This is a genomic window from Exiguobacterium aurantiacum (assembly GCF_001766415.1).
GTDB lineage: Bacteria > Bacillota > Bacilli > Exiguobacteriales > Exiguobacteriaceae > Exiguobacterium > Exiguobacterium aurantiacum_A.
The window spans coordinates 175,916-195,241 of the sequence record NZ_MKXO01000005.1 but is presented as its reverse complement, the minus strand read 5'-3'; the positions used below and the strand labels follow the sequence as shown (position 1 = coordinate 195,241).

General features: G+C 51.3%; 19 protein-coding genes. 6 read left to right on the top strand and 13 right to left on the bottom strand.

The genetic code is table 11. The annotated features are described in order from the left end of the window. The first annotated feature begins 21 nt into the window (after positions 1-21). The gene (locus tag BJU60_RS11290) at positions 22-753 is read left to right on the top strand and encodes a nuclease-related domain-containing protein (RefSeq protein ID WP_070328982.1); all 732 of its coding nucleotides are present in this window, start codon (positions 22-24) and stop codon (positions 751-753) included. 50 nt (positions 754-803) lie between these two features. Here BJU60_RS11290 and BJU60_RS11285 read toward each other — a convergent pair whose 3' ends face one another. From BJU60_RS11285 to recX, 12 genes are all read right to left on the bottom strand, one after another. Continuing rightward, complete coding sequence (locus tag BJU60_RS11285; RefSeq protein WP_070328955.1) at positions 804-1,874, bottom strand: ABC transporter substrate-binding protein; 1,071 nt, start codon at positions 1,872-1,874, stop codon at positions 804-806. Further along, on the bottom strand, positions 1,871-2,665 hold the full coding sequence (locus BJU60_RS11280) for an ABC transporter permease (RefSeq protein ID WP_070328954.1): 795 nt from the start codon (positions 2,663-2,665) through the stop codon (positions 1,871-1,873). The genes BJU60_RS11285 and BJU60_RS11280 overlap by 4 nt, the downstream gene beginning before the upstream one ends. Further along, on the bottom strand, positions 2,662-3,483 hold the full coding sequence (locus BJU60_RS11275; protein WP_070328953.1) for an ABC transporter permease: 822 nt from the start codon (positions 3,481-3,483) through the stop codon (positions 2,662-2,664). The genes BJU60_RS11280 and BJU60_RS11275 overlap by 4 nt, the downstream gene beginning before the upstream one ends. Beyond that, a complete protein-coding gene (locus BJU60_RS11270) occupies positions 3,470-4,576 on the bottom strand; it encodes an ABC transporter ATP-binding protein (protein ID WP_070328952.1) in 1,107 nt (368 codons plus the stop codon). Before BJU60_RS11270 ends, BJU60_RS11275 begins: the two co-directional genes overlap by 14 nt. Before the next feature lie 16 nt (positions 4,577-4,592). Continuing rightward, a complete protein-coding gene (locus tag BJU60_RS11265; RefSeq protein WP_070328951.1) occupies positions 4,593-5,132 on the bottom strand; it encodes a helix-turn-helix domain-containing protein in 540 nt (179 codons plus the stop codon). Positions 5,133-5,295: 163 nt separating this feature from the next. Further along, positions 5,296-5,565 carry a YfhJ family protein gene (locus BJU60_RS11260; RefSeq protein ID WP_070328950.1) on the bottom strand — a complete coding sequence of 90 codons (270 nt, stop codon included), beginning with the start codon at positions 5,563-5,565 and terminating at the stop codon, positions 5,296-5,298. Next, positions 5,562-5,876, bottom strand: a complete 315-nt coding sequence (locus BJU60_RS11255; RefSeq protein WP_070328949.1) for a YfhH family protein — start codon at positions 5,874-5,876, stop codon at positions 5,562-5,564. Before BJU60_RS11255 ends, BJU60_RS11260 begins: the two co-directional genes overlap by 4 nt. A 67-nt stretch (positions 5,877-5,943) precedes the next feature. Beyond that, a complete protein-coding gene (locus BJU60_RS11250; protein WP_070328948.1) occupies positions 5,944-7,122 on the bottom strand; it encodes an RtcB family protein in 1,179 nt (392 codons plus the stop codon). A gap of 13 nt (positions 7,123-7,135) precedes the next feature. Further along, positions 7,136-9,181 (bottom strand): ABC transporter ATP-binding protein, encoded by a 2,046-nt coding sequence (locus BJU60_RS11245; protein WP_070328947.1) that lies wholly within the window; start codon positions 9,179-9,181, stop codon positions 7,136-7,138. A gap of 24 nt (positions 9,182-9,205) precedes the next feature. Then, complete coding sequence (locus tag BJU60_RS11240; protein WP_070328946.1) at positions 9,206-10,930, bottom strand: ABC transporter ATP-binding protein; 1,725 nt, start codon at positions 10,928-10,930, stop codon at positions 9,206-9,208. A gap of 315 nt (positions 10,931-11,245) precedes the next feature. Then, a complete protein-coding gene (locus BJU60_RS11235; RefSeq protein ID WP_083274120.1) occupies positions 11,246-12,886 on the bottom strand; it encodes an L-lactate permease in 1,641 nt (546 codons plus the stop codon). A 50-nt stretch (positions 12,887-12,936) separates the two neighbouring features. Next, positions 12,937-13,749, bottom strand: coding sequence for a recombination regulator RecX (gene recX / locus BJU60_RS11230; RefSeq protein ID WP_070328945.1), 813 nt, complete (start codon positions 13,747-13,749; stop codon positions 12,937-12,939). A 155-nt stretch (positions 13,750-13,904) separates the two neighbouring features. Here recX and BJU60_RS11225 point away from each other — a divergent pair, with 155 nt between their 5' ends. The 5 genes from BJU60_RS11225 (at position 13,905) to BJU60_RS11205 (ending at position 18,987) form a co-directional block, all read left to right on the top strand. Further along, entirely contained in the window at positions 13,905-14,813 is a 909-nt protein-coding gene (locus BJU60_RS11225) for a TIGR01777 family oxidoreductase (RefSeq protein WP_070328944.1), read from the top strand. Positions 14,814-14,826: 13 nt separating this feature from the next. Continuing rightward, complete coding sequence (locus BJU60_RS11220) at positions 14,827-15,978, top strand: amidohydrolase (protein WP_070328943.1); 1,152 nt, start codon at positions 14,827-14,829, stop codon at positions 15,976-15,978. A gap of 199 nt (positions 15,979-16,177) precedes the next feature. Next, positions 16,178-16,744, top strand: coding sequence for a GNAT family N-acetyltransferase (locus BJU60_RS11215; RefSeq protein WP_070328980.1), 567 nt, complete (start codon positions 16,178-16,180; stop codon positions 16,742-16,744). A 168-nt stretch (positions 16,745-16,912) separates the two neighbouring features. Next, on the top strand, positions 16,913-17,602 hold the full coding sequence (locus tag BJU60_RS11210; RefSeq protein ID WP_070328942.1) for a response regulator transcription factor: 690 nt from the start codon (positions 16,913-16,915) through the stop codon (positions 17,600-17,602). After that, a complete protein-coding gene (locus tag BJU60_RS11205; RefSeq protein ID WP_070328941.1) occupies positions 17,599-18,987 on the top strand; it encodes a sensor histidine kinase in 1,389 nt (462 codons plus the stop codon). Before BJU60_RS11210 ends, BJU60_RS11205 begins: the two co-directional genes overlap by 4 nt. Before the next feature lie 25 nt (positions 18,988-19,012). Here BJU60_RS11205 and BJU60_RS11200 read toward each other — a convergent pair whose 3' ends face one another. After that, a complete protein-coding gene (locus tag BJU60_RS11200) occupies positions 19,013-19,300 on the bottom strand; it encodes a hypothetical protein (RefSeq protein ID WP_070328940.1) in 288 nt (95 codons plus the stop codon). Between the last annotated feature and the right edge of the window lie 26 nt (positions 19,301-19,326).

Here is a 19,326-nt window from a genome sequence, read left to right as displayed (position 1 = left end):
AGATAAGAAGGGAGAATGATGATGAGCCAATTATTAAACGAAGTACTTGGAAGTGTATTAATCTCCTTACTCAGTTTTGCTGTCCCGCTTTTTTTAATTTGTGGGACAATCGTGTACACAAAAGTAAAACGGTATAAACAAAGTCAATATTTTGCTCAGACTGGTCATCGCTACATCAAAGTCGTGCAAGATATCGGATTATATGGAGAGTACCGCTGTGTTGCTGAACTTGAGGCGCGCCGGCTCGCCCCGCTCATCTTGACGAACCTGTATTTGCCTCATCCAACAAAACGTGACCGGACGACAGAAGTCGATGTGGTGTTCATCGACGAGAGCGGTGTTCACGTCATCGAGTCCAAAAATTATAGCGGTTGGATCTTCGGACGGGAACAAGATCGACAGTGGACACAGGCTTTATCCAATCGAAAGAAGTTTAAATTCTACAATCCGATTAAGCAAAACGAGCTCCATATGCGGGCAATCGAACAGCTACTACATCTCGATCGAAGCTATTTACACTCCTGGATTGTCTTCAGTGATCGCTCTACGTTGAAGCGGGTTGAGTCGTCTAGCGTTCCTGTGTTGAATCGAAAAATATGGGCGAAGCAAATGATGGCCTCTCGTGAACCTCGATTGACGGCAGCTGAACGGATTGAAGTGTATGAACGACTCCTTCCTTATATGAACGCGAGCATCGAGGTCAAGGAAGCGCACATCGACGCCATCAGGCAGACAAAATCTCCAATCGGTTAATATAAGAATCAGCCTAAAAAGTCCCGCTCAACGTTTGAGCGGGACTTACTTTATTTACTCTGCATTTTGAAGCGCAAGTACAACTCGTTGTAATACGCGTTCATGCGTTTGCCTAGGTTTTCGTACACTTCAAGCTCATCTGTCACGTCTTTAGACGGATAGAACCGTTCGTCCGATGTGACTTCTTCATCTAAAAATTCAAGTGCTGCTTCGTTCGGTGTCGAATACCCGACGTAATCGGTATTTCGTGCCGCGATTTCAGCATCGAGCATGAAGTCGATAAATTGATGTGCCCCTTCAATGTTTTTCGACGTGCTCGGGATGACGAGGTTATCGAACCAAAGATTCGTCCCCTCTTCCGGGATCACGTACGTCAACTCGTCGTTCTCGTACATGATCTCAGAAGCGTCACCCGACCAGACGACGGCTGCGGCTGCTTCACGATTGGCCATGAGCATTTTGATCTCATCACCGACAATCGCTTTAATGTTCGGCCAAAGCGTTTCGAGCTTCGCTTCTGCCTCGAGCAGTTCATCACGGTCCGTCGTGTTGAGCGAATAGCCGAGCGAGTTAAGACCGAAGCCCATCACTTCTCGTGTCCCGTCCGCCAGCAAAATATCATTCTCGAGCGGCATGTCCCACAAGTCGTTCCATGATGTGATCTCACCGTCGACGAGTTCAGGATTGTAGACGATCCCGACCGTACCCCAGAAGTAAGGGACCGAGTACGTGTTGTCAGGGTCGAACGACTTGTCGAGGAAGCGTGGGTCGATGTTATCGAAATTTTCGAGTTTGTCGTAATCGATCGGCAAGAGCAGATCGTCTTCGATCATCTTACTGATCGCATAATCGGACGGGACGGCGATATCAAACGCGGTACCGCCTTGCTGGATCTTCGTCAGCATCGCCTCGTTCGAGTCGAACGTTTGGTAGATGACTTTGAGTCCGGTCTCTTCTTCGAATTCGCCGATCAAATCTTCATCGATATAATCACCCCAGTTGTAGACAACGAGTGTGTTATCGCCGCCAAACCCTTGGGCCATGTTGATTTGATACACCCAAACCAACAAACCAAAACTGACGAGAAGCGGCACTGTCAACATGATGACTAGTTTTTTCATCGTCTTACCTCCTTCGCACTCCGTTGTGCGAGTACGTAATAACCGAGGACGAGTATGAGCGTGAACACGAACAAGAGCGTCGACAACGCGTTGATCTCAAGTGAGATCCCTTGGCGTGCCCGTGAGTAGACCTCGACGGCAAGTGTCGTGAAGCCGTTACCCGTGACGAAGAACGTCACCGCAAAGTCATCGAGTGAATACGTCAGCGCCGTGAAGAACCCTGCGAAGATACCTGGCGTGATATACGGCAAGATGACTTTCGTGAGCACGTCCCACGAGCTCGCTCCAAGGTCACGCGACGCATCGATCAGTGTCGGGCTCATCTCTTGAAGTTTCGGTAACACTAAAATGACCACGATCGGAACCGAGAACGCGATGTGCGCCAAGAGCACCGAATAGAACCCGAGCTGAATGCCGAGCATCGTGAACAAAATGAGGAACGACGCTCCGATGATGACGTCCGGGCTGACGATCAAGACGTTGTTGAGCGATAAGAGCGACGTCTTCGTGAACCGTTGACGTGCCGTATAAATGGCAAGCGCCCCGATGACACCGAGCACGGTCGAGATGGTCGCCGACAAGAGCGCAATGACGATCGTGTTCAAGACGATGACGAGCAAACGGGTATCTGTGAACAGCGATTTATACCACTCGAGGGTGAACCCTTCAAAGTTACTCATCGTTCCTCCACTGTTAAACGAGTAAAACACTAGATAGAGGATTGGTGCGTACAGAATAAAGAACACCGCAATCAAATACAAATTCGCTAACTTGAATTTTTTCTTCTTCATCGACGCACCGCCCCTTTCGCGCCCCAGTCACGTGTGATGACCATGACGAGTACCATCGCCAAAATCAAGAATACAGCGATTGTTGACCCCATGCCCCAGTTTTGCGTGACGAGAAATTGTTGTTCGATCGCCGTCCCGAGCGTGATGACACGGTTTCCGGCAATGAGGCGCGTGATCATGAAGAGCGACAACGCCGGAATGAAGACGATTTGAATCCCTGACTTCACCCCGTCGAGCGTCAATGGGAAGATGACGCGACGGAACGTCGTCCAGTTCGAGGCACCGAGGTCACGCGACGCGTAGACGAGCGACGGTGGCAGCTTCTCGATGGCGTTGTAGATCGGCAAAATCATGAACGGGATGAAGATATAAACCGAAACGAATACGAAACTGAAGTCCGTGAATAAGATTTGTTTCGTCCCGATGCCGATCGCCTCTAAAAATTGGTTCGTGATGCCGTACGTTCCAAAGATACCAAGGAACGCGTACGCTTTCAGTAATAAGTTGATCCATGATGGCAAAATGATGAGCAACAGCCAGAGCTGCTTATGTTTCGTTCTCGTCAATAAATAAGCGGTCGGATACCCGATGAGAAGCGAGAAGGACGTGATGAGAAACGCATACCAGAACGAAGACAGTGTCATCGTCAAGTAAGTCGATGTGAAGAACATCTGATAGTTCTCTAAACTCAAGTTCCCTTCGATATCAAAAAATGAGTAGTAGACGACCAGGAGTAGCGGCGCGATGACGAACAGCGCAATCCATATCCAGTACGTCGTCAAATAGACCGTCTTGGCGGTTTGACTAGTTTGATTCATGGGCGACCTCCTCATACGATTCGAGACGACGGTCAAACTCTTCTTCGGTCTCGCCTAGACGCATGACGTGAACCGCCTCGTCATCGAACGTGAGCCCGATTTTCGACCCGACGACTGATTTCTTCGTCGAATGGACGAGCCACTCGTTGCCTTCTTGGTCGTAACAGCAAATCTCGTAATGGACGCCACGGAACAGTTGTGAGTCGACATCGACGACGAGTTTCGCCGCGTCGACCGACGTCATCTCCAAGTCTTCTGGACGAATGATGACTTCGACTTTTTCATTGCGGTCAAACCCTTGGTCGACACAATCGAACGTTTTCCCGGCAAACGTGACAAGGTGATCTTCCGGCATAACACCAGGAACAATGTTCGACTCCCCGATAAAGTCAGCGACGAAGCGGTTGATCGGCTCGTCATAAATATCTGTCGGTGTCCCGCTTTGAACGATCTCCCCGTTGTTCATGACGAAAATCTCGTCGGACATGGCGAGCGCTTCTTCTTGATCATGGGTAACGAAGATGAACGTGATGCCGAGACGCTGTTGAAGTTCGCGCAACTCGTACTGCATCTCGGTCCGAAGTTTGAGGTCGAGCGCTGAAAGCGGCTCATCGAGCAAGATGACTTCCGGTTCGTTGACGATGGCACGGGCGATGGCGACGCGTTGACGTTGTCCGCCTGACATCTCATCGATTTCACGTGATTCGTAGCCTTCCAAGTTGACGAACTTGAGCGCTTGTTCGACTTTCGTCTTGACGTCCGCCTCTTTCATCTTCTTGATGCGCAAGCCGAAAGCGACGTTCTCGTATACGTTCAAATGCGGGAACAAGGCGTAATCTTGAAAGACCGTGTTGACTTGACGTTTGTTCGCCGGCACGTCGTTGATCCGCTTCCCGTTGAACTCGATGTCACCTTCTGTCGCATCGGTGAATCCGGCGATGATCCGCAGAATCGTTGTCTTTCCGCATCCCGAAGGACCGAGCAGCGTATAGAATTTCCCACGCTCGATTTCAAAGTTAATATTCTCTAAGACGACAGTATCGTCGTACCGCTTCGACACGTTGTCAAAACGAATGATCGTTTCTGGGTTCATTTGGTTTCCTCCCTTGTTATAAATACGAATGTGTGGCGACGACGAGACACTCGCTTGCGCCATCAAAATCGTTGACGAGCTGATGCGCGTCTGAAGCGACGTAGTACAACGTCTCGCCCGGTTTGGCGAAGTACGTGTGGTTCCCTAGCTTGAGGGCGACGCGGCCGGACAGTACGTAAACGAACGTCTCCGCGCGTGACGGCTCGTACCGTTTGAACTCCCCTTGTTTTGAGAACGTGAGGAGAATCGGTTCCATCTCTTTCTCATTGGATTCTGGGATGAGCCACTCCGTCCGATACAGCCGATTCTCGTCGACATATACCGTGCGGTCGTCTTCCGTATAGACGACTTTTTGATTGATTTCCTCATCGAAAAACTCTTTAGGCGAACATCCAAGCACTTCTAACAAATCAAACAGCGTCTCAAGCGAAGGAGAACTCAAATCACGCTCGATTTGAGAAATATAACCTTTACTTAAATCGGTACGTTCCGCCAACTCTTCTTGGGTCAACCCTTTTTTGACGCGGAGTCGTTTAATGTTTTGACCGACTTCCAAACTGTATTCCTCCTTCCCTTTCTAAGGAAAGTTTAGTGATACATGATACTTACTAAAGAAAGTTTATAAATACTCAACTCTAAAGCAAACAAATAGCGACTTTTATTATAACCAACTGTACCACGTTTGCAAGCAAAAAATCACGCAAGAATCGCGTGATTTTTTAGTGGAGATCCCGTTTCGAAATCAGGTGTTTGAATTTTTCATTTTTCGTTTGAAATAAGTGTAATTGCGCCCCGTACGCATCGATTTGTTGAACGACGTATTGGAACGACTTTGCCTCCCCTGGGTACGGTTCACCAGCGCGGGCGAGTGTCGTCTCAAAATCTTCCCACAACACTTCAACCCACGTTAACGCCTCGTCTTCATTCAACAAGTCGTTCTTGTCTCTTAAGATTTCTGCCAACCGCTTGTATTGGTCTGACCGGTTCATACGCGCACCTCCGATAGCTCAGAGAGCGGGATCGCATGTTCCATCGCTTCTCCTTCAAACGTTCCCCAACCCATGACGCCGTTGACAAACTTCAATCGGAACGGACGATTATTGTAGGTGACGATATACGTCGTACCTGGTTTGAACGATGCCGGATCAATCAAATAACTCTCCGCGATGGCGATGCGGCGAAGCACGACCTCAATCTCACTCACCATACCCATCTGTTCGGCTTTTCGTTTCCGCTCATGCAAGTCACGAATTTCTTGCTCGAGCTCATACTTTGATAACGCACTCAACCGTTTTTCCATTTCGTTCACCTCACTTGTAGCGTATCAGATTTTCCGAGTAAAAGAAAAAGGCGAAACTGAATAATGTTCAGTTCGCCTTGAAGTTATAAAGCGGTTTAATCAGTTGATCAATCGTGACGGCCGGTTCAATATAGCGCACAATCTCTTTCATCGATTTATAGACGAACGGTGATTCATCAATTGTCGACTTCCGAACCGAGCTCGACCAGACGCCTTCCATCGATTTTTTAAATTCGTTGAAGTCGACGCGTTTTCGTGCCGCTGAGCGCGACATGATGCGCCCGGCGCCATGCGGACCTGAGAAGTTCCAGTCCGGGTTGCCTTTTCCGGTACAGATGAGCGACCCGTCACGCATGTTCATCGGGATGATGACGCGCTCTCCGGCTTTTGCGGAAATCGCCCCTTTTCTGAGGATCATGTCGTCGTGATCGATATAGTTATGCACCGTATCGAACTGATCGACGACGTTCCAGTTCATCGCTTCGACGATGACATCGGTCATCGCCAGTCGGTTACTTGCCGCGTATTGTTGGGCAATCCGAACGTCATGCATGTAGTCGTCCATATCTGTACCTTCGATATAAGCGAGGTCTCGCAATCCTTCTTTCGCCGCCTTCGCGTACTCGAGATAAGCTTGAATATCACTTTCGCGTCCAGTTTCTTTCAAACGCTCGATCTCATTCTGTACTTCTGTCGTATCCATCATATGACGGATCGCTCGCTGCTGATAGTGTTCTGCAATTTGGACACCGAGGTGGCGTGAACCCGAATGGATGACGAGAAACGTCCGTCCATGATCATCACGGTTCACCTCAATGAAATGATTGCCCGAGCCAAGTGTTCCGACCGAGCGTAACGCCCGGTCTAGCTTATACGGGGCGCGAACGTCTTCTAGCGGAATCTTTGACGCGTATGAATGCGCCGACTCCCGGATGTTCATCCCACTCGGAACAAGTTGACGAATCATATCGTCAAGTTTTTGAAAGTCAATCCGCTTCACATTGATCTCGGTGCAAAGCATGCCACACCCGAGATCGACACCGACGAGGTTCGGTACGATTTTGTCGTGAATCGTCATCGTCGTCCCGACGACCGAGCCTTTGCCGGCATGCATATCCGGCATGATTCGAATCGCTGCCCCTTCCGTGAACGGTTGGTCGACGAGCGTTTGAATCTGTGCACGCGTCATATCGTCAATCCGTTCATTGAAGACTGTAGCTTGATTATATTTGCCGATGATCTCCATAACGTCTCCTTTCTCAGCTGATCACTTGCTGTTTACTTTGCAACTCATGCATCCGGGCGTAGACGCCGCCGTCAGCGATGAGTGACTGGTGATTCCCGCGCTCGATGATTTGACCGTGGTCGAGGACGAGGATTTGATCGGCCTCACGAATCGTCGACAATCGGTGCGCGATGACGAACGTCGTGCGTCCGTATGTGAGCGTCTTCAGCGCGTCTTGGATGAGCGCCTCTGTCTCTGAGTCGACACTAGCAGTCGCCTCGTCAAGGACGAGGATGGCCGGGTCAAACACGAGCGCCCGGGCGAAACTGATCAATTGTCGCTCTCCACTCGAAAGTGAAGCGCCGCGCTCAATGACCGGCTCGTCGAGTCCTTGCGGCAACTGCTTGACGAACCGGTCGGCACCGACCGCCGTCAACGCTTGCCAAATCCGTTCATCAGGAATGGTCTCATCACCGAGCGTCACGTTCGTCCGAATCGAGCCCGTGAACAAGAACGGGTCTTGCAACACGATGCCGAGATGGTCCCGAACGGCTTGCGTCGGAAGTGTCGTCACGTCTACCCCGTCGATGCAAAGTTTTCCTGAAGACGGATCATAAAAGCGCATGAGCAAGTTCATGATCGAACTCTTACCGCTGCCGGTGTGGCCGACGAGTGCGACCGTTTCACCAGGTGCAGCTTGAATGTCGATCTGTTGTAACACGGGCTTTCCAGCCTCATAGCTGAACGTCACGTTGTCGAACACGACTTCGCCATTAAAGCGCGGAATGCGTTCAGACGAGACGTTTTCGCCTTTCTCGTCGAGCAGTTGGAACATTCGGTCCGCTGAAACGAGCGCTTGTTGGAGCGGTGACAACTGGTTCATAATTTGCGTCACCGGCTCAAAAATACGGGACACGTAATCGATGTAGGCGTAAAGTATCCCGAGCGTGAGCACACTGCCCGTTCCGAGCGTTTGCGCACCAACGACCCAAATGAGGAGCGCGAGTGCCATGTTGCGGAAGAAGTTGACCAAGTTGTGCGACATAAGGGCGTCGAGCTTCAACAGTTTCCGGCGTGTCTGGAAGTTGTCGCTGTTCTTGACATCGAACTCATCATAGACGAGGTCTTCACGCACATACGATTGAATGATCGGCATCGTTTGGATGCTCTCGTTCAATTGTGCGTTCATATCGGCGACGAGCGCCCGGACTTTAAAGTTGTTCCGGGTCGAGAGACGCTGGAACAACTTCACCCAGACGATGACGACCGGGATGATGATGAGCGAGACGAGTCCGAGGCGAACGTCTAGGAAGAACATGGCGATCAAAACACCGATCATCATGACGACGCTTTGGAAGACGCGGGCGAGAACGCCCAAATACAAATCACGAATCGTCTCCGTATCGTTCGTGACCCGGCTGACGATTTTCCCGATCGGCGTCTGGTCAAAGTAACGGACTGGAATCGTCTGCAAATGCCGCATGACGTCAAGGCGCATCGTCTTGACGATTGTATGCGCCGAACGTTGCAGGAGCATCTGTTGCCCCCAGTTGAGACCTGCTGCGATGAGCAACAGGACGACGTAGATGGCAGATAAGACGAGGACGGCCCGAAGATCCGTCTCATAAAACTGGAAGACGTCGGTCGAAGACAACGGCACGATGTTGTCGTACGTCGCTGTCTCCTCACTCCGCGTGATGGTCAAGACACCGTTATCGACTTCTCTGACCCCACCGCTCATGACGGCGTCCGGTACGAGATAGTAGCCTTCGGTCGTCTGAACGATCGAGACGGGACGGACGACGTCTTGCCCGTCCAACCGCGTCTCTTTCTCATAGTTATTGCCGTCAAACGAGACACTGCCCCCGGCCTCGACTTGAACCCAGTCGCGCTCGATAGCGACGATATGGTCATCGATGATAATTTTTGCGATATACGGTCCCGCAAGTTCTGCGCCGACCGCTAAAAAGAGTAGGATCAACCCGAGGAAAATCGAGCGCTTCACTTGTTTGGCATAGCCAACGAGTGAGCGAATCGTCTTTTTCCTGCGGACCGGATCTAATTCGTGTTGATCGATCATAAGAGATTCCCCCTTTCGTACGGATTACTCCGTCTCTCCTTGTCGATTGAACTGTTCGAAATACCAACCGTGCTGTTTCATCAGTTGGTCATGTGTGCCGCGTTCAGTGACGCGACCGTCTTGCAAGACAAGGATTTGATCAGCGTGGGAAACGGCAGACAAGCGGTGCGCGACGATGAACGTCGTCTGTTCGGCACGGCTCGTCCGGACCGAATCGATGATTCGGGCTTCCGTTTTCGCATCGACCGCCGAGAGCGAATCGTCGAGCAATAAAATCTCTGGGTCTTTCAAGAGCGCACGCGCAATCGACAGACGTTGTTTCTGTCCGCCTGACAGCATGACCCCTTGCTCGCCGACGACCGTATCGAGCCCGTTCTCTAAATGCTCGATATCGGTATCAAACGCCGCAAGCCGAATCGCCGTCTCGAGGTCGGCTTCGGTCGCGTCATCGGCCCCGAACAAGATGTTGTCGCGGACCGTCTTCGAGAACAATAGATGTTCTTGTGACACGTAACCGCTCCAACCTCGTACCGTGTCGAGTTTAATTTTGTGAACCGGGATCCCGTTGACGAGCAAAGAGTCATCGATTGGATATTCGCGGATCAGCTGACGCAGGAGCGTCGTTTTGCCGGCCCCGGTCGGTCCGACGATTCCGATCGTTTCTCCGCGTGATACGTGGAGTACGATGTCTTCGAGCGACGGGCGGCTCGCACCCGGATAGCGGAACGATAACGATTTGAAGGTGATCTTCTCTGGCACGTCGACTTGCACCGTGCCGTTCGAGACGACGTCCGGCGCTTCGTTCATCGTCGCTTCAATCCGCTCTAAGCTCGCCGTCCCGCGTTGGACGACGTTGATCAACTCACCGAACGCGTACATCGGCCAAATGAGCATCCCGAGATAAATGTTGAACGAGACGAGTTGACCGAGCGTGATGTCATTCGTAAAGACGAGGTACGTCCCGAACGACAAGCCGATCAAGTAACTCAAACCGACGAGCAATTTGATAACCGGTTCGAACAAGACGTCGATTTTGGCGACGTGCATGTTTTTCGCCATGACGTCGTCGGTGATCGTATCGAACTTCTTCGTATCCGCTTCTTCTTGCACGAACGAACGGATGACGCGAAGTCCTGAAATCGATTCAACGACTTGGTCGTTCATAACGCCGAACGAATCTTGCGCCGCGGTGAAGCGAGCGTGAATTTGACGGCCAAGCTTATTCATCGACCAGGCAAGTAACGGCATCGGCAACAGTGCCGCAAGCGTCAATTTCCAATCGATGAACACCCCCATGATCGTCAATGCGATCAGTGTCATGTTGAACGAATCGACGAGCGTCATGACACCGAAACCGGCCGTCCGTTCAACCGCTTTCAAATCATTCGTCGCGAGCGCCATCAAGTCCCCGGTGCGGTGCTGTTGATAAAACCGCGGCGTCTGTTTGAGCAAATACCCGAAGAATCGGGCCCGCAGTTTTTTCTCGAGCAGGAACGCCGTCCCGAATAGACGCGCGATCCACAAGTACGATAAAACGTACGATAACACCATGATGCCTAGCAGTGAGCCGACGATTGTGATGAGCCGTTCCGTCGTCAAACTTCCTTCACGGATTGCATCGATCGCTTGCCCGATAATCCATGGCGGGAGCATATCGATGACCCCGGTAATGATGAGCAAAATGATCGCAATGACATACGTTCGTTTCTGCCTCTTAATAAACCAATCCAATTGTTTAATCAGTTTCACGACTGATTCCCCCTTCCGTCCTTTCCGAGCACGCAAAAAAGCGCACTCCACCTGATTGTGCAACCAATCGGATGAAGTACGCTTGAAAGTCTTCAGTCATTTGCATGGTCAGGGAAAGGACACTACCCCTATCCAGCTGCCGTGTTACGCAGTCAAATACGAGTAGCCATATGATGTTGTGTGTGTGCGTTGTAGTGTAGTCAAGTACTTCATCATGCTGGCTCCTCTCTCTTCATAGTTTGAAAATCTACTAAAACCTTAGCAGACTGTTCAGAAAATTGTCAATATTTTTTTGTAAAAATATTGTAACTTGTTTCAGTTTAAGAAGAACGTCGCGAGAATCATCCCGACGATTCCTGTTGCTGTCACATAGTAGATCATCGGCATGAGCGTGTAGCGAATGATCGTTCCTTCTTTACCGAGCAGACCCGCGACCGAAGCGACCGCGACGACGTTCAGCACACAGATCATGTTACCAGCGTTCGCGCCGGCCATCTGCATCGATAAGGCGAGCGTCTCACTCATCCCGACCGAATCGGCGACATTTGTCGTCAAGCTCGAGAACATCATGTTCGAGAACGTGGCCGATCCCGATACAAACGCTCCGAGCGCCCCGATCCACGGCGCGACAAGCGGCCAAACGCCACCAAACGTGTCCGCTGCAGCCGTCGCGAGTTCGACTGGCATCGATGCGAGTCCAGCTCCGCCATTCTCTGAATGGATAAAGATTCGAACCATTGGAACTGACGCCGCAAGCGTAATTAACGTTCCGCCGATGCCGAGTGTCGTCGCTTTAAAGACCGACGTCACTTGCGACCAACTCATATTGTGCAAGAAGAACGTCGCAATCATCGTCAAGATGAACATGAACCCTGGTGAATAGAACGGCTCCCACGACGTCGAGATTCCTTCTACTCCTAAAATGTTCGGGAGGTCGATCCGGACACTGCGCGTCAACTCGTTCAAGAACGGGACCGTCCGTGTCAAGATGAGGAAGATCGTCAAAATCAAGTAAGGGGCCCATGCTTTCCACTGCGGAAGTTCACGTTTCCCTTTCCCGACTGTCGGCTGTTCAACCGGTTGATCGAGCTCGTCGGCGTAACCGTCAAACGTCCAAATCCGTTTTGGCATGAGAATACCTTTTCGTGCCATCGCGACGAGAATCACAAGACCGGTCAAGCCACCGAGCATGCCCCCAAATTCAAATCCGAGGATGAGCGTCCAAATGTAAGCCGGAACGCTGTAGACGAGAGCCGCCACAAGGGCGATCGGCAATACTTCGAATGCGGGTTTGACCGACTTCGCTTTACTAAAGAATCGAGTCAGCATCAAAATCAAAATGAACGGGATAAAAAGACCAACGAGCATATCGATCAATACCGTCTGTAAGACGACACTTGTTAAAAATTCGATTGATTCCGGTTTGCTCACATCGAGCGAGAGTCCGTTACCGATCCCGATCAAAGCCGGTGTCCCGACTGCACCGAACGTGACGGCTGATACGTCGGCCGACAAGGCGATGACAACAGCCGCAATCGGCGGGAAACCTAGTGCGATCAATAGCGGGGCCGCCACCGTCGCCGGTGTCCCAAAGCCTGAAGCACCTTCAATGAACGAAACGAACAACCAGCCGACGATGAGGACTTGAATCCGCGGATCCGGTGTGATGGTGACAAAACCGGAACGGATGGCGTTCATACCGCCGCCCTCTTTCATCGTATTCATCATCCCGATCGCGCCATACACGATCCACGCTGCCGTGATCGCGATGACGATTCCTTGTAACACTGCCGCTGTAATGCGGGTTGCATCAAGTTCCCAGACGAAGAACGCAAGTAGCGCCGTCAACAGGAGCGAGAGTGGCATCGCAACCGATGCTGGTAAACGCATAATAACCAATAATACAAGCACAGCCAAAATTGGCACAAGTGCTGTAATCCATTCAAAAATCGTCAATGTAGACCCACCTTTTCAGATTTTTTCCCCTGCCGTAAATGAATTTCCCGTTATGTCTCTTGTTCAGCGAGTCGTTCTAAAGTCCGGTCAATCACCTCATACGGAAATCCTTTGCTACGAAGCTGCATCTTCATGCGCTGTTTCCGTTCATATGGGGCATACCCGTTGTACTTCCGACTCAGTTTTTCAGCCTGCTTCAAGCAAGCTGCAAGCTCGACGTCCTCATCCTCGTTTTCCCAAAACGTAAGGATCGCCTCTGAAATGATATCAAACGAAAATCCTCTTTGCACCAGGGTTTGTTGAATTCTTTGTTGCACTTCTGTGGCGGAACGGCGATTCGTTTCCAATTGTTTCCTATTTACGAACTTTCCGGCTTTCTCAAGCTGGTCTTCGTGCGAGATCGCAGCGATGACCTCTTCAATGATTTCAGGTGTGATTCGAAGCTGGACCAATTCCCGCTTGATTTTGCTCGGGCCGCTCGGACTCGTATTAAACTTTGTCTGGGTGTAGGCTTTGGCGAATTCGGCATCGTTCAAATAGCGTTGTTCAATCAATCTGTCAATCACGCGCTTGATGGCTGCCTCATCTATCTCTTTCTTCACGAGATAGTCACGGACCTCTGAAACGGCACGCATTCGGTACGATAAATAATTGACGGCTGCTTTGTATGCTTTCTGTTCCTCTTCGGCTTGGAGGACGTCACGGACAAAATCGTCTTCAAGTTCCATCCCTTTCGTCAATCCATATTTAATGAAGACGTCTAAATCGATGGCGAACGCGAACTCTTCTTGCCCATCTTTCTCGATGAAGACGTTCAAGCGGTCCTTGTTTTTCTTTTGAGCCGTAAACTTGCTGATTTTCATGAAACCCCTCCTTTTCCTGCTTCTAACATATCACGTTCCCCTTTTCAGAAGGATTTTTGATAAGTTAAAAGAAAGGGTATTTATTTAACTAGCTATTGTATTTACCGTTATCATACCCGATTTGAAAACGCTTCAAGAATAATGGAGGGATTCACATGAAAATTGCAATCACCGGTGGTACCGGATTGATCGGCCGGCCGCTCGTTCGGGCGCTAGCCGAGGCCGGTCATCAAGTCGTCGTCTTGACGCGCCATCCGCGCCCACGTCAAGGAGGCATCTCGTTCGTCGAATGGTTGACGCCAGACAGCCATCCCGAGACCGAACTCCAAGATGTCGACGCCTTTATCCACTTGGCAGGAGCCTCCATTAACGACGGACGCTGGACGCACAAACAAAAACAAGCCATCCTCCAAAGCCGTATCGATGGGACGAAAGAAGTCGTTCGCATCATCAAAAACATGAAGCAGAAACCGGACGTTGTCATCAGCGGATCAGCAATCGGCATTTACGGCGAAGACCGGTCGATCACTTACTCGGAATCGACACCGCTCCCGGACCGGACCAACTTCTTAGGAAACGTCTGCGTCTTGTGGGAGAAAGAAATCGCGCCCGTCGCCGATATGGACATTCGTCTCGCCACGATGCGAACTGGTGTCGTCTTGTCAAACGACGGGGGCGCGTTCCCGCTCATGAAGCTGCCCTACACGCTCGGTGCCGGCGGACGGCTCGGTTCCGGAAAACAGTGGGTCCCTTGGATCCACATAGACGATCTCGTCCGCTTATTCGTCTACATCATCGAGACCGATTCGATGCATGGACCGGTCAACGGGACGGCGCCGACACCGGTGACAATGGACCAATTCGGGAAAACGCTCGGACAAGTGATGCATCGTCCACACTGGGCTCCGGCTCCGGCCCCGATCCTCAAACTCGTACTCGGCGAAAAGAGCGTGATCGTACTCGAAGGTGCCAAAGTCGTCCCGACAAAAGCGCTCAATCACGGCTTTCGTTTTCGCTATGAGACGTTAGAACCCGCACTAAAACAACTACTGCATTTGACTTGAGAGGAGACAGCTCGTGAGTAATCTATTAATTCGTAACGCCCATATTTATCCGATCACCGCGCCAAACTTTTACGGGGACATTCGCATAAAAGATGGAAAAATTATCGAAATGGCGGACTTGTTAGACCCAACGGACGGCGAGACCGTCATCGAGGCGGAAGGCAACTTCCTGTTCCCCGGTTTCATCGATGCCCATACCCATCTCGGACTGTATGACGAAGGGACGGGTTCCGTCGGGAATGACGCCAATGAGACGGTCGAAGCGATGACACCGCACGCACGGGCCATCGACGGGGTTTATCCGCTCGATGAAGGCTTCCGTGAAGCGCTCATGGCCGGTGTCACGGCGGTCCAAGTCATGCCGGGCAGCATGAACGTCATCGGCGGAGTGACGAGCGTCATTAAAACGCACGGTCGCTTTATCGAGGATATGGTATTGCGCCGTTACGCCGGCTTGAAACTTGCTCTCGGCGAAAACCCGAAGCGCGTCCACAGTATGGGGAAATCCGGTGAGTTGACCCGCATGGGCATCATGGGACTACTGCGCGAGGCGTTCCGGACCGTCGATTCGACGAAGACGATCGGCACGTTCGGGAGTCAGATGATCCAACTCGCGCTCGACCGGAAGATGCCGGTCCGAGTCCACGCCCACCGTGCCGACGATATTCTTTCGGTCGTCCGCTTCGCTCAAGAGTTCGATCTCGATTACCGGATTGAGCACTGTACGGAAGGTCATCTCGTCGCCGAGAAGTTGCGTGAACTCGGCGTCAAACATGTCACCGTCGGACCGACGTTCACCCGTAAGTCTAAAATCGAACTTCAAAACAAAACGTGGGAGACGTACCGCATCTTGCATGAACACGATATGATCGTCTCGATCACGACCGACCATCCATATACCCCGGTCCAATATTTGAATCTTTGCGCCGGTCTTGCCGCCCGTGAAGGCCTTCCGGTCGACGTCGCCCTGCGCGCCATCACGATCCATCCGGCCCAGTCACTCGGGGTTGATGACCGCGTCGGGTCACTCGAAGTCGGCAAAGACGCCGACCTCGTCTTGTGGAGTCACTTCCCGCTCGACTACATGTCGAAGCCGATCATGACCATCGTCGACGGCCGTATCGTCTACTCGACGGATCGCTCGAAAACCCATCATGAAATGTGAGTAACCCCAGACGTGAAAGCGCTCTTTTATTTTTTTTGTGAAGTTACATTTTATTTGCTTGCTTTTTCAAAAAAAGTCTATAAAATAATCTTGTAACTCATAAAAGAGAGCAGCCAAGGCAAGTTCGAACAACGTAGCCAGAAGTATGCTTTCGTTACAACTATTCTTCAGCGGTCTGAACTAGGAGGAGGAATGTTTGGTGCTCAAATTTCGTGAGCTTACCGACTGCGCGGAGTTGTTCGAACTGATGCAACACCCAGATGTCTTTCCATATGTCCGTCAAAAGACGGTCCACTTTGACGAGTTTTTATTTAGCACGAAGCAAATCATCGAGCTAGAAGAGCAAGGAAACATCATCTCACGTACAATTACGAACGAGTTCGGTACCCCGATCGGGACGATCAGCTTGTTCGATGTGGAAACCGGTTACGGCTTCCTCGGTACGTGGCTTGGCAAACCGTACCATGGGAAAGGTTACAATCAAGTCGCGAAAGAAACGTTCTTCTCAGAGCTGTTCTTCGACCTTGATATTGAGAGTGTATTTTTAAAGATTCGCAAAGCAAATGAGCGTTCGATCGCGGCGGCGGCAAAACTTCCTTATGCGTTTTGCGCCGACGAGATCCGGCCCGATTTGTTAGCAGAAATTAATAGCGGTGACGTCGAATACGTCTTGTATGAAGTGTCGAAGTCGAGCTTCCAGCTGTACTTGCATTCACTTCATGCGCCTGAGTTCGATCATTCGTACGAAGCCCAACTCGAAGCATAAGCCAATTCTGACAAAGAATTGGCTTTTTTGTGGCGTTTTTGTGTGGATTTGTTGAGGACAACTTTACGACAATGAATAATTCTGTTCTAATTCGAAGAGATAGGTATGATAGAAGTATGAGGGAATTATCACATCCTTCGTTAACCGGTTTGTAAAGGAGAATGCCAGATGATAGAACCAGTATTTCGAATCTTAGTAACCGACGATGAGGAGCAGATGCGCGATTTGCTCGTTTCCAATTTAGAAAAAGAAGGCTATGAGACGGTCACCGCAACAAACGGCCTTGAGGCGATCGACCTGTTAAAAGAACAGTCGTTCCACCTCGTCTTGCTCGACGTCATGATGCCCGAGCTTGACGGTCTGACCGCCTGCATGCGCATCCGTGAGTTCTCGAACGTCCCGATCATCATGCTGACGGCCCGGTCTGAAGAACTCGACCGGATTCACGGATTGAAGATCGGCGCGGACGACTACATCACAAAACCGTTCAGCCCGCGCGAACTGCTCGCCCGAATCGAAGCGACACTTCGGCGCACGCACAACTTCTCAAAAGAACAAGAAGCCACGTTCGACGCCGGTGTCTTATCAATCGATATCGAAGGCCGCGCCGTCAGCGTGAAAGGCAAAACTGTTAACTTGACGCGTAAGGAGTTCGATCTCCTCTACTTGTTCATCACAAACGAAGACAAAGTGTTCTCTCGAGAACAGCTCCTCGACCAAATTTGGGGTACCGAATACCACGGCAACCTCCGGACGGTCGACACGCACATTAAAACGCTCCGTCTCAAGCTCGGCGAAGCCGGTGGCTACATCCAGACCGTCTGGGGGATCGGCTACAAGTTCGAGGCGAACGTATGAAGCAATACACGATCCGGAAGCGGATTTGGATCACCATCTGGACGGCCAGCCTCTTCTCTGCGTTCGTGTTCATCATCATGACGTTTTACTTGTACGACAAGTTTTACATTCAGACGCAAGAAGAACTGCTGATCAACCGAGGGGAGAAACTCGTCACCATCTATAAGGCGGACGGCTTCTCCGACGCGTTCGCTGACAGCATGACGTACACGAATGAACTGACCGAAACGAAAGTATTCCTCTCGTCCGTACGGGAAGATAGTCTCGGCTCCGGGAAGACGTTTTTACGCGAACAAGATCTCGCTCGTTTGCAAGACGGCTACGCCATCTCGGTTACGCGCAAGCACCCGACCGAGGATGTCGACATTCTCATGTCCGCTTTCCCGCTCATCCGTGACGGCGAACTCGATAATGCCCTCATCCTCTATATGGAGCTGAGCAAAATCAGTGAGCCATTCCAGCCGATCCGGCTGATGATCACGTTCTTGCTCATCTTGATGATTGTCAACTTGCTCATTTTCGGGACGCAAATCATCGACACAATCATTCAACCGCTCATCCAAATGAAACGCGCTTCCCAAGTGTATGCCAAAGGTGACTTCTCGCACCGCATCCCGATCGATTCCGATGACGAGATCGGTGACTTGGCCGAGACGCTCAACCGGATGGCCGAGTCGCTCGGACTCGTCGAGGAGCAGCGCAAAGAATTTTTGGCTAACGTCAGCCATGAGCTCCGGACCCCGCTGTCTTACATTCGCGGGTATACCGAGATGCTGCAAGACCCGACGCTCGACGAGAAGACGCAAGCCCAGTATTACGACATCATCGAGAACGAGACGGAACGGTTGCAACGACTCGTCAACGATCTGCTCGACCTCGCCCAGCTCGAACGCGATTCGTATCCGATGACGAAAGAACCGGTCGTGTACTCACAAGTGCTCGAAGACGTGTTATACCGGTTTGAACCGATCGCGCGCGCGAAAGGTGTCACCATCGAAGCGGATCTCGACTTCGACCTCATCATCCTCGGGGATCACGATCGCCTCGAACAAGTCGTCGGAAACTTACTCGATAACGCTCTTCGTTACACGGATGCCGGCAGGTCGATCCATGTGAGGACGTTCGCGGAAGAGAACTATGCCATCACCGAGATTCGCGATGAAGGCCGGGGCATCCCGAAAGAGGATCTCGATCAATTGACGAAACGTTTCTACCGCGTCAACAAATCGCGGACGCGTGAAGACGGCGGTACCGGACTCGGGCTCGCCATCGCCAAGCACATTATGGAACGCCATGGCGGCTCGATGCATTTCACGTCCGAAGTCGGCAGCGGCACGACCGTGTCGCTTGCTTTGCCGCTCTTGCCAGACGATGAAGACATATAAAAGAGGCAGCCGCGGCTGCCTCTTTTTAAATATCTTTGCCTTTATAGGCATCATCTGATTCATTCATGAGCCGCTCGCGTTCGGCGTGTGTCTGCGGGAACCCGTTCGCTTGCCACTCGGCCCGATGATTCGAGTCGAGTTGCGTCAACCCTGCTTCCGCCTCGTCTTTATCGGAATCGACACTTTCCATCTTGTCCATCTTGCTCCACGTGTTATCCTCTTGGTCTTGCGTCAACAGCGCTGCGACTTTCGGCGCGACGAGTGCAGCACCAGCCACACCGAGCACGATCCCCATCAATACTTTCTTATCCATCCAATACCCCTCCTTAGTCACTATGC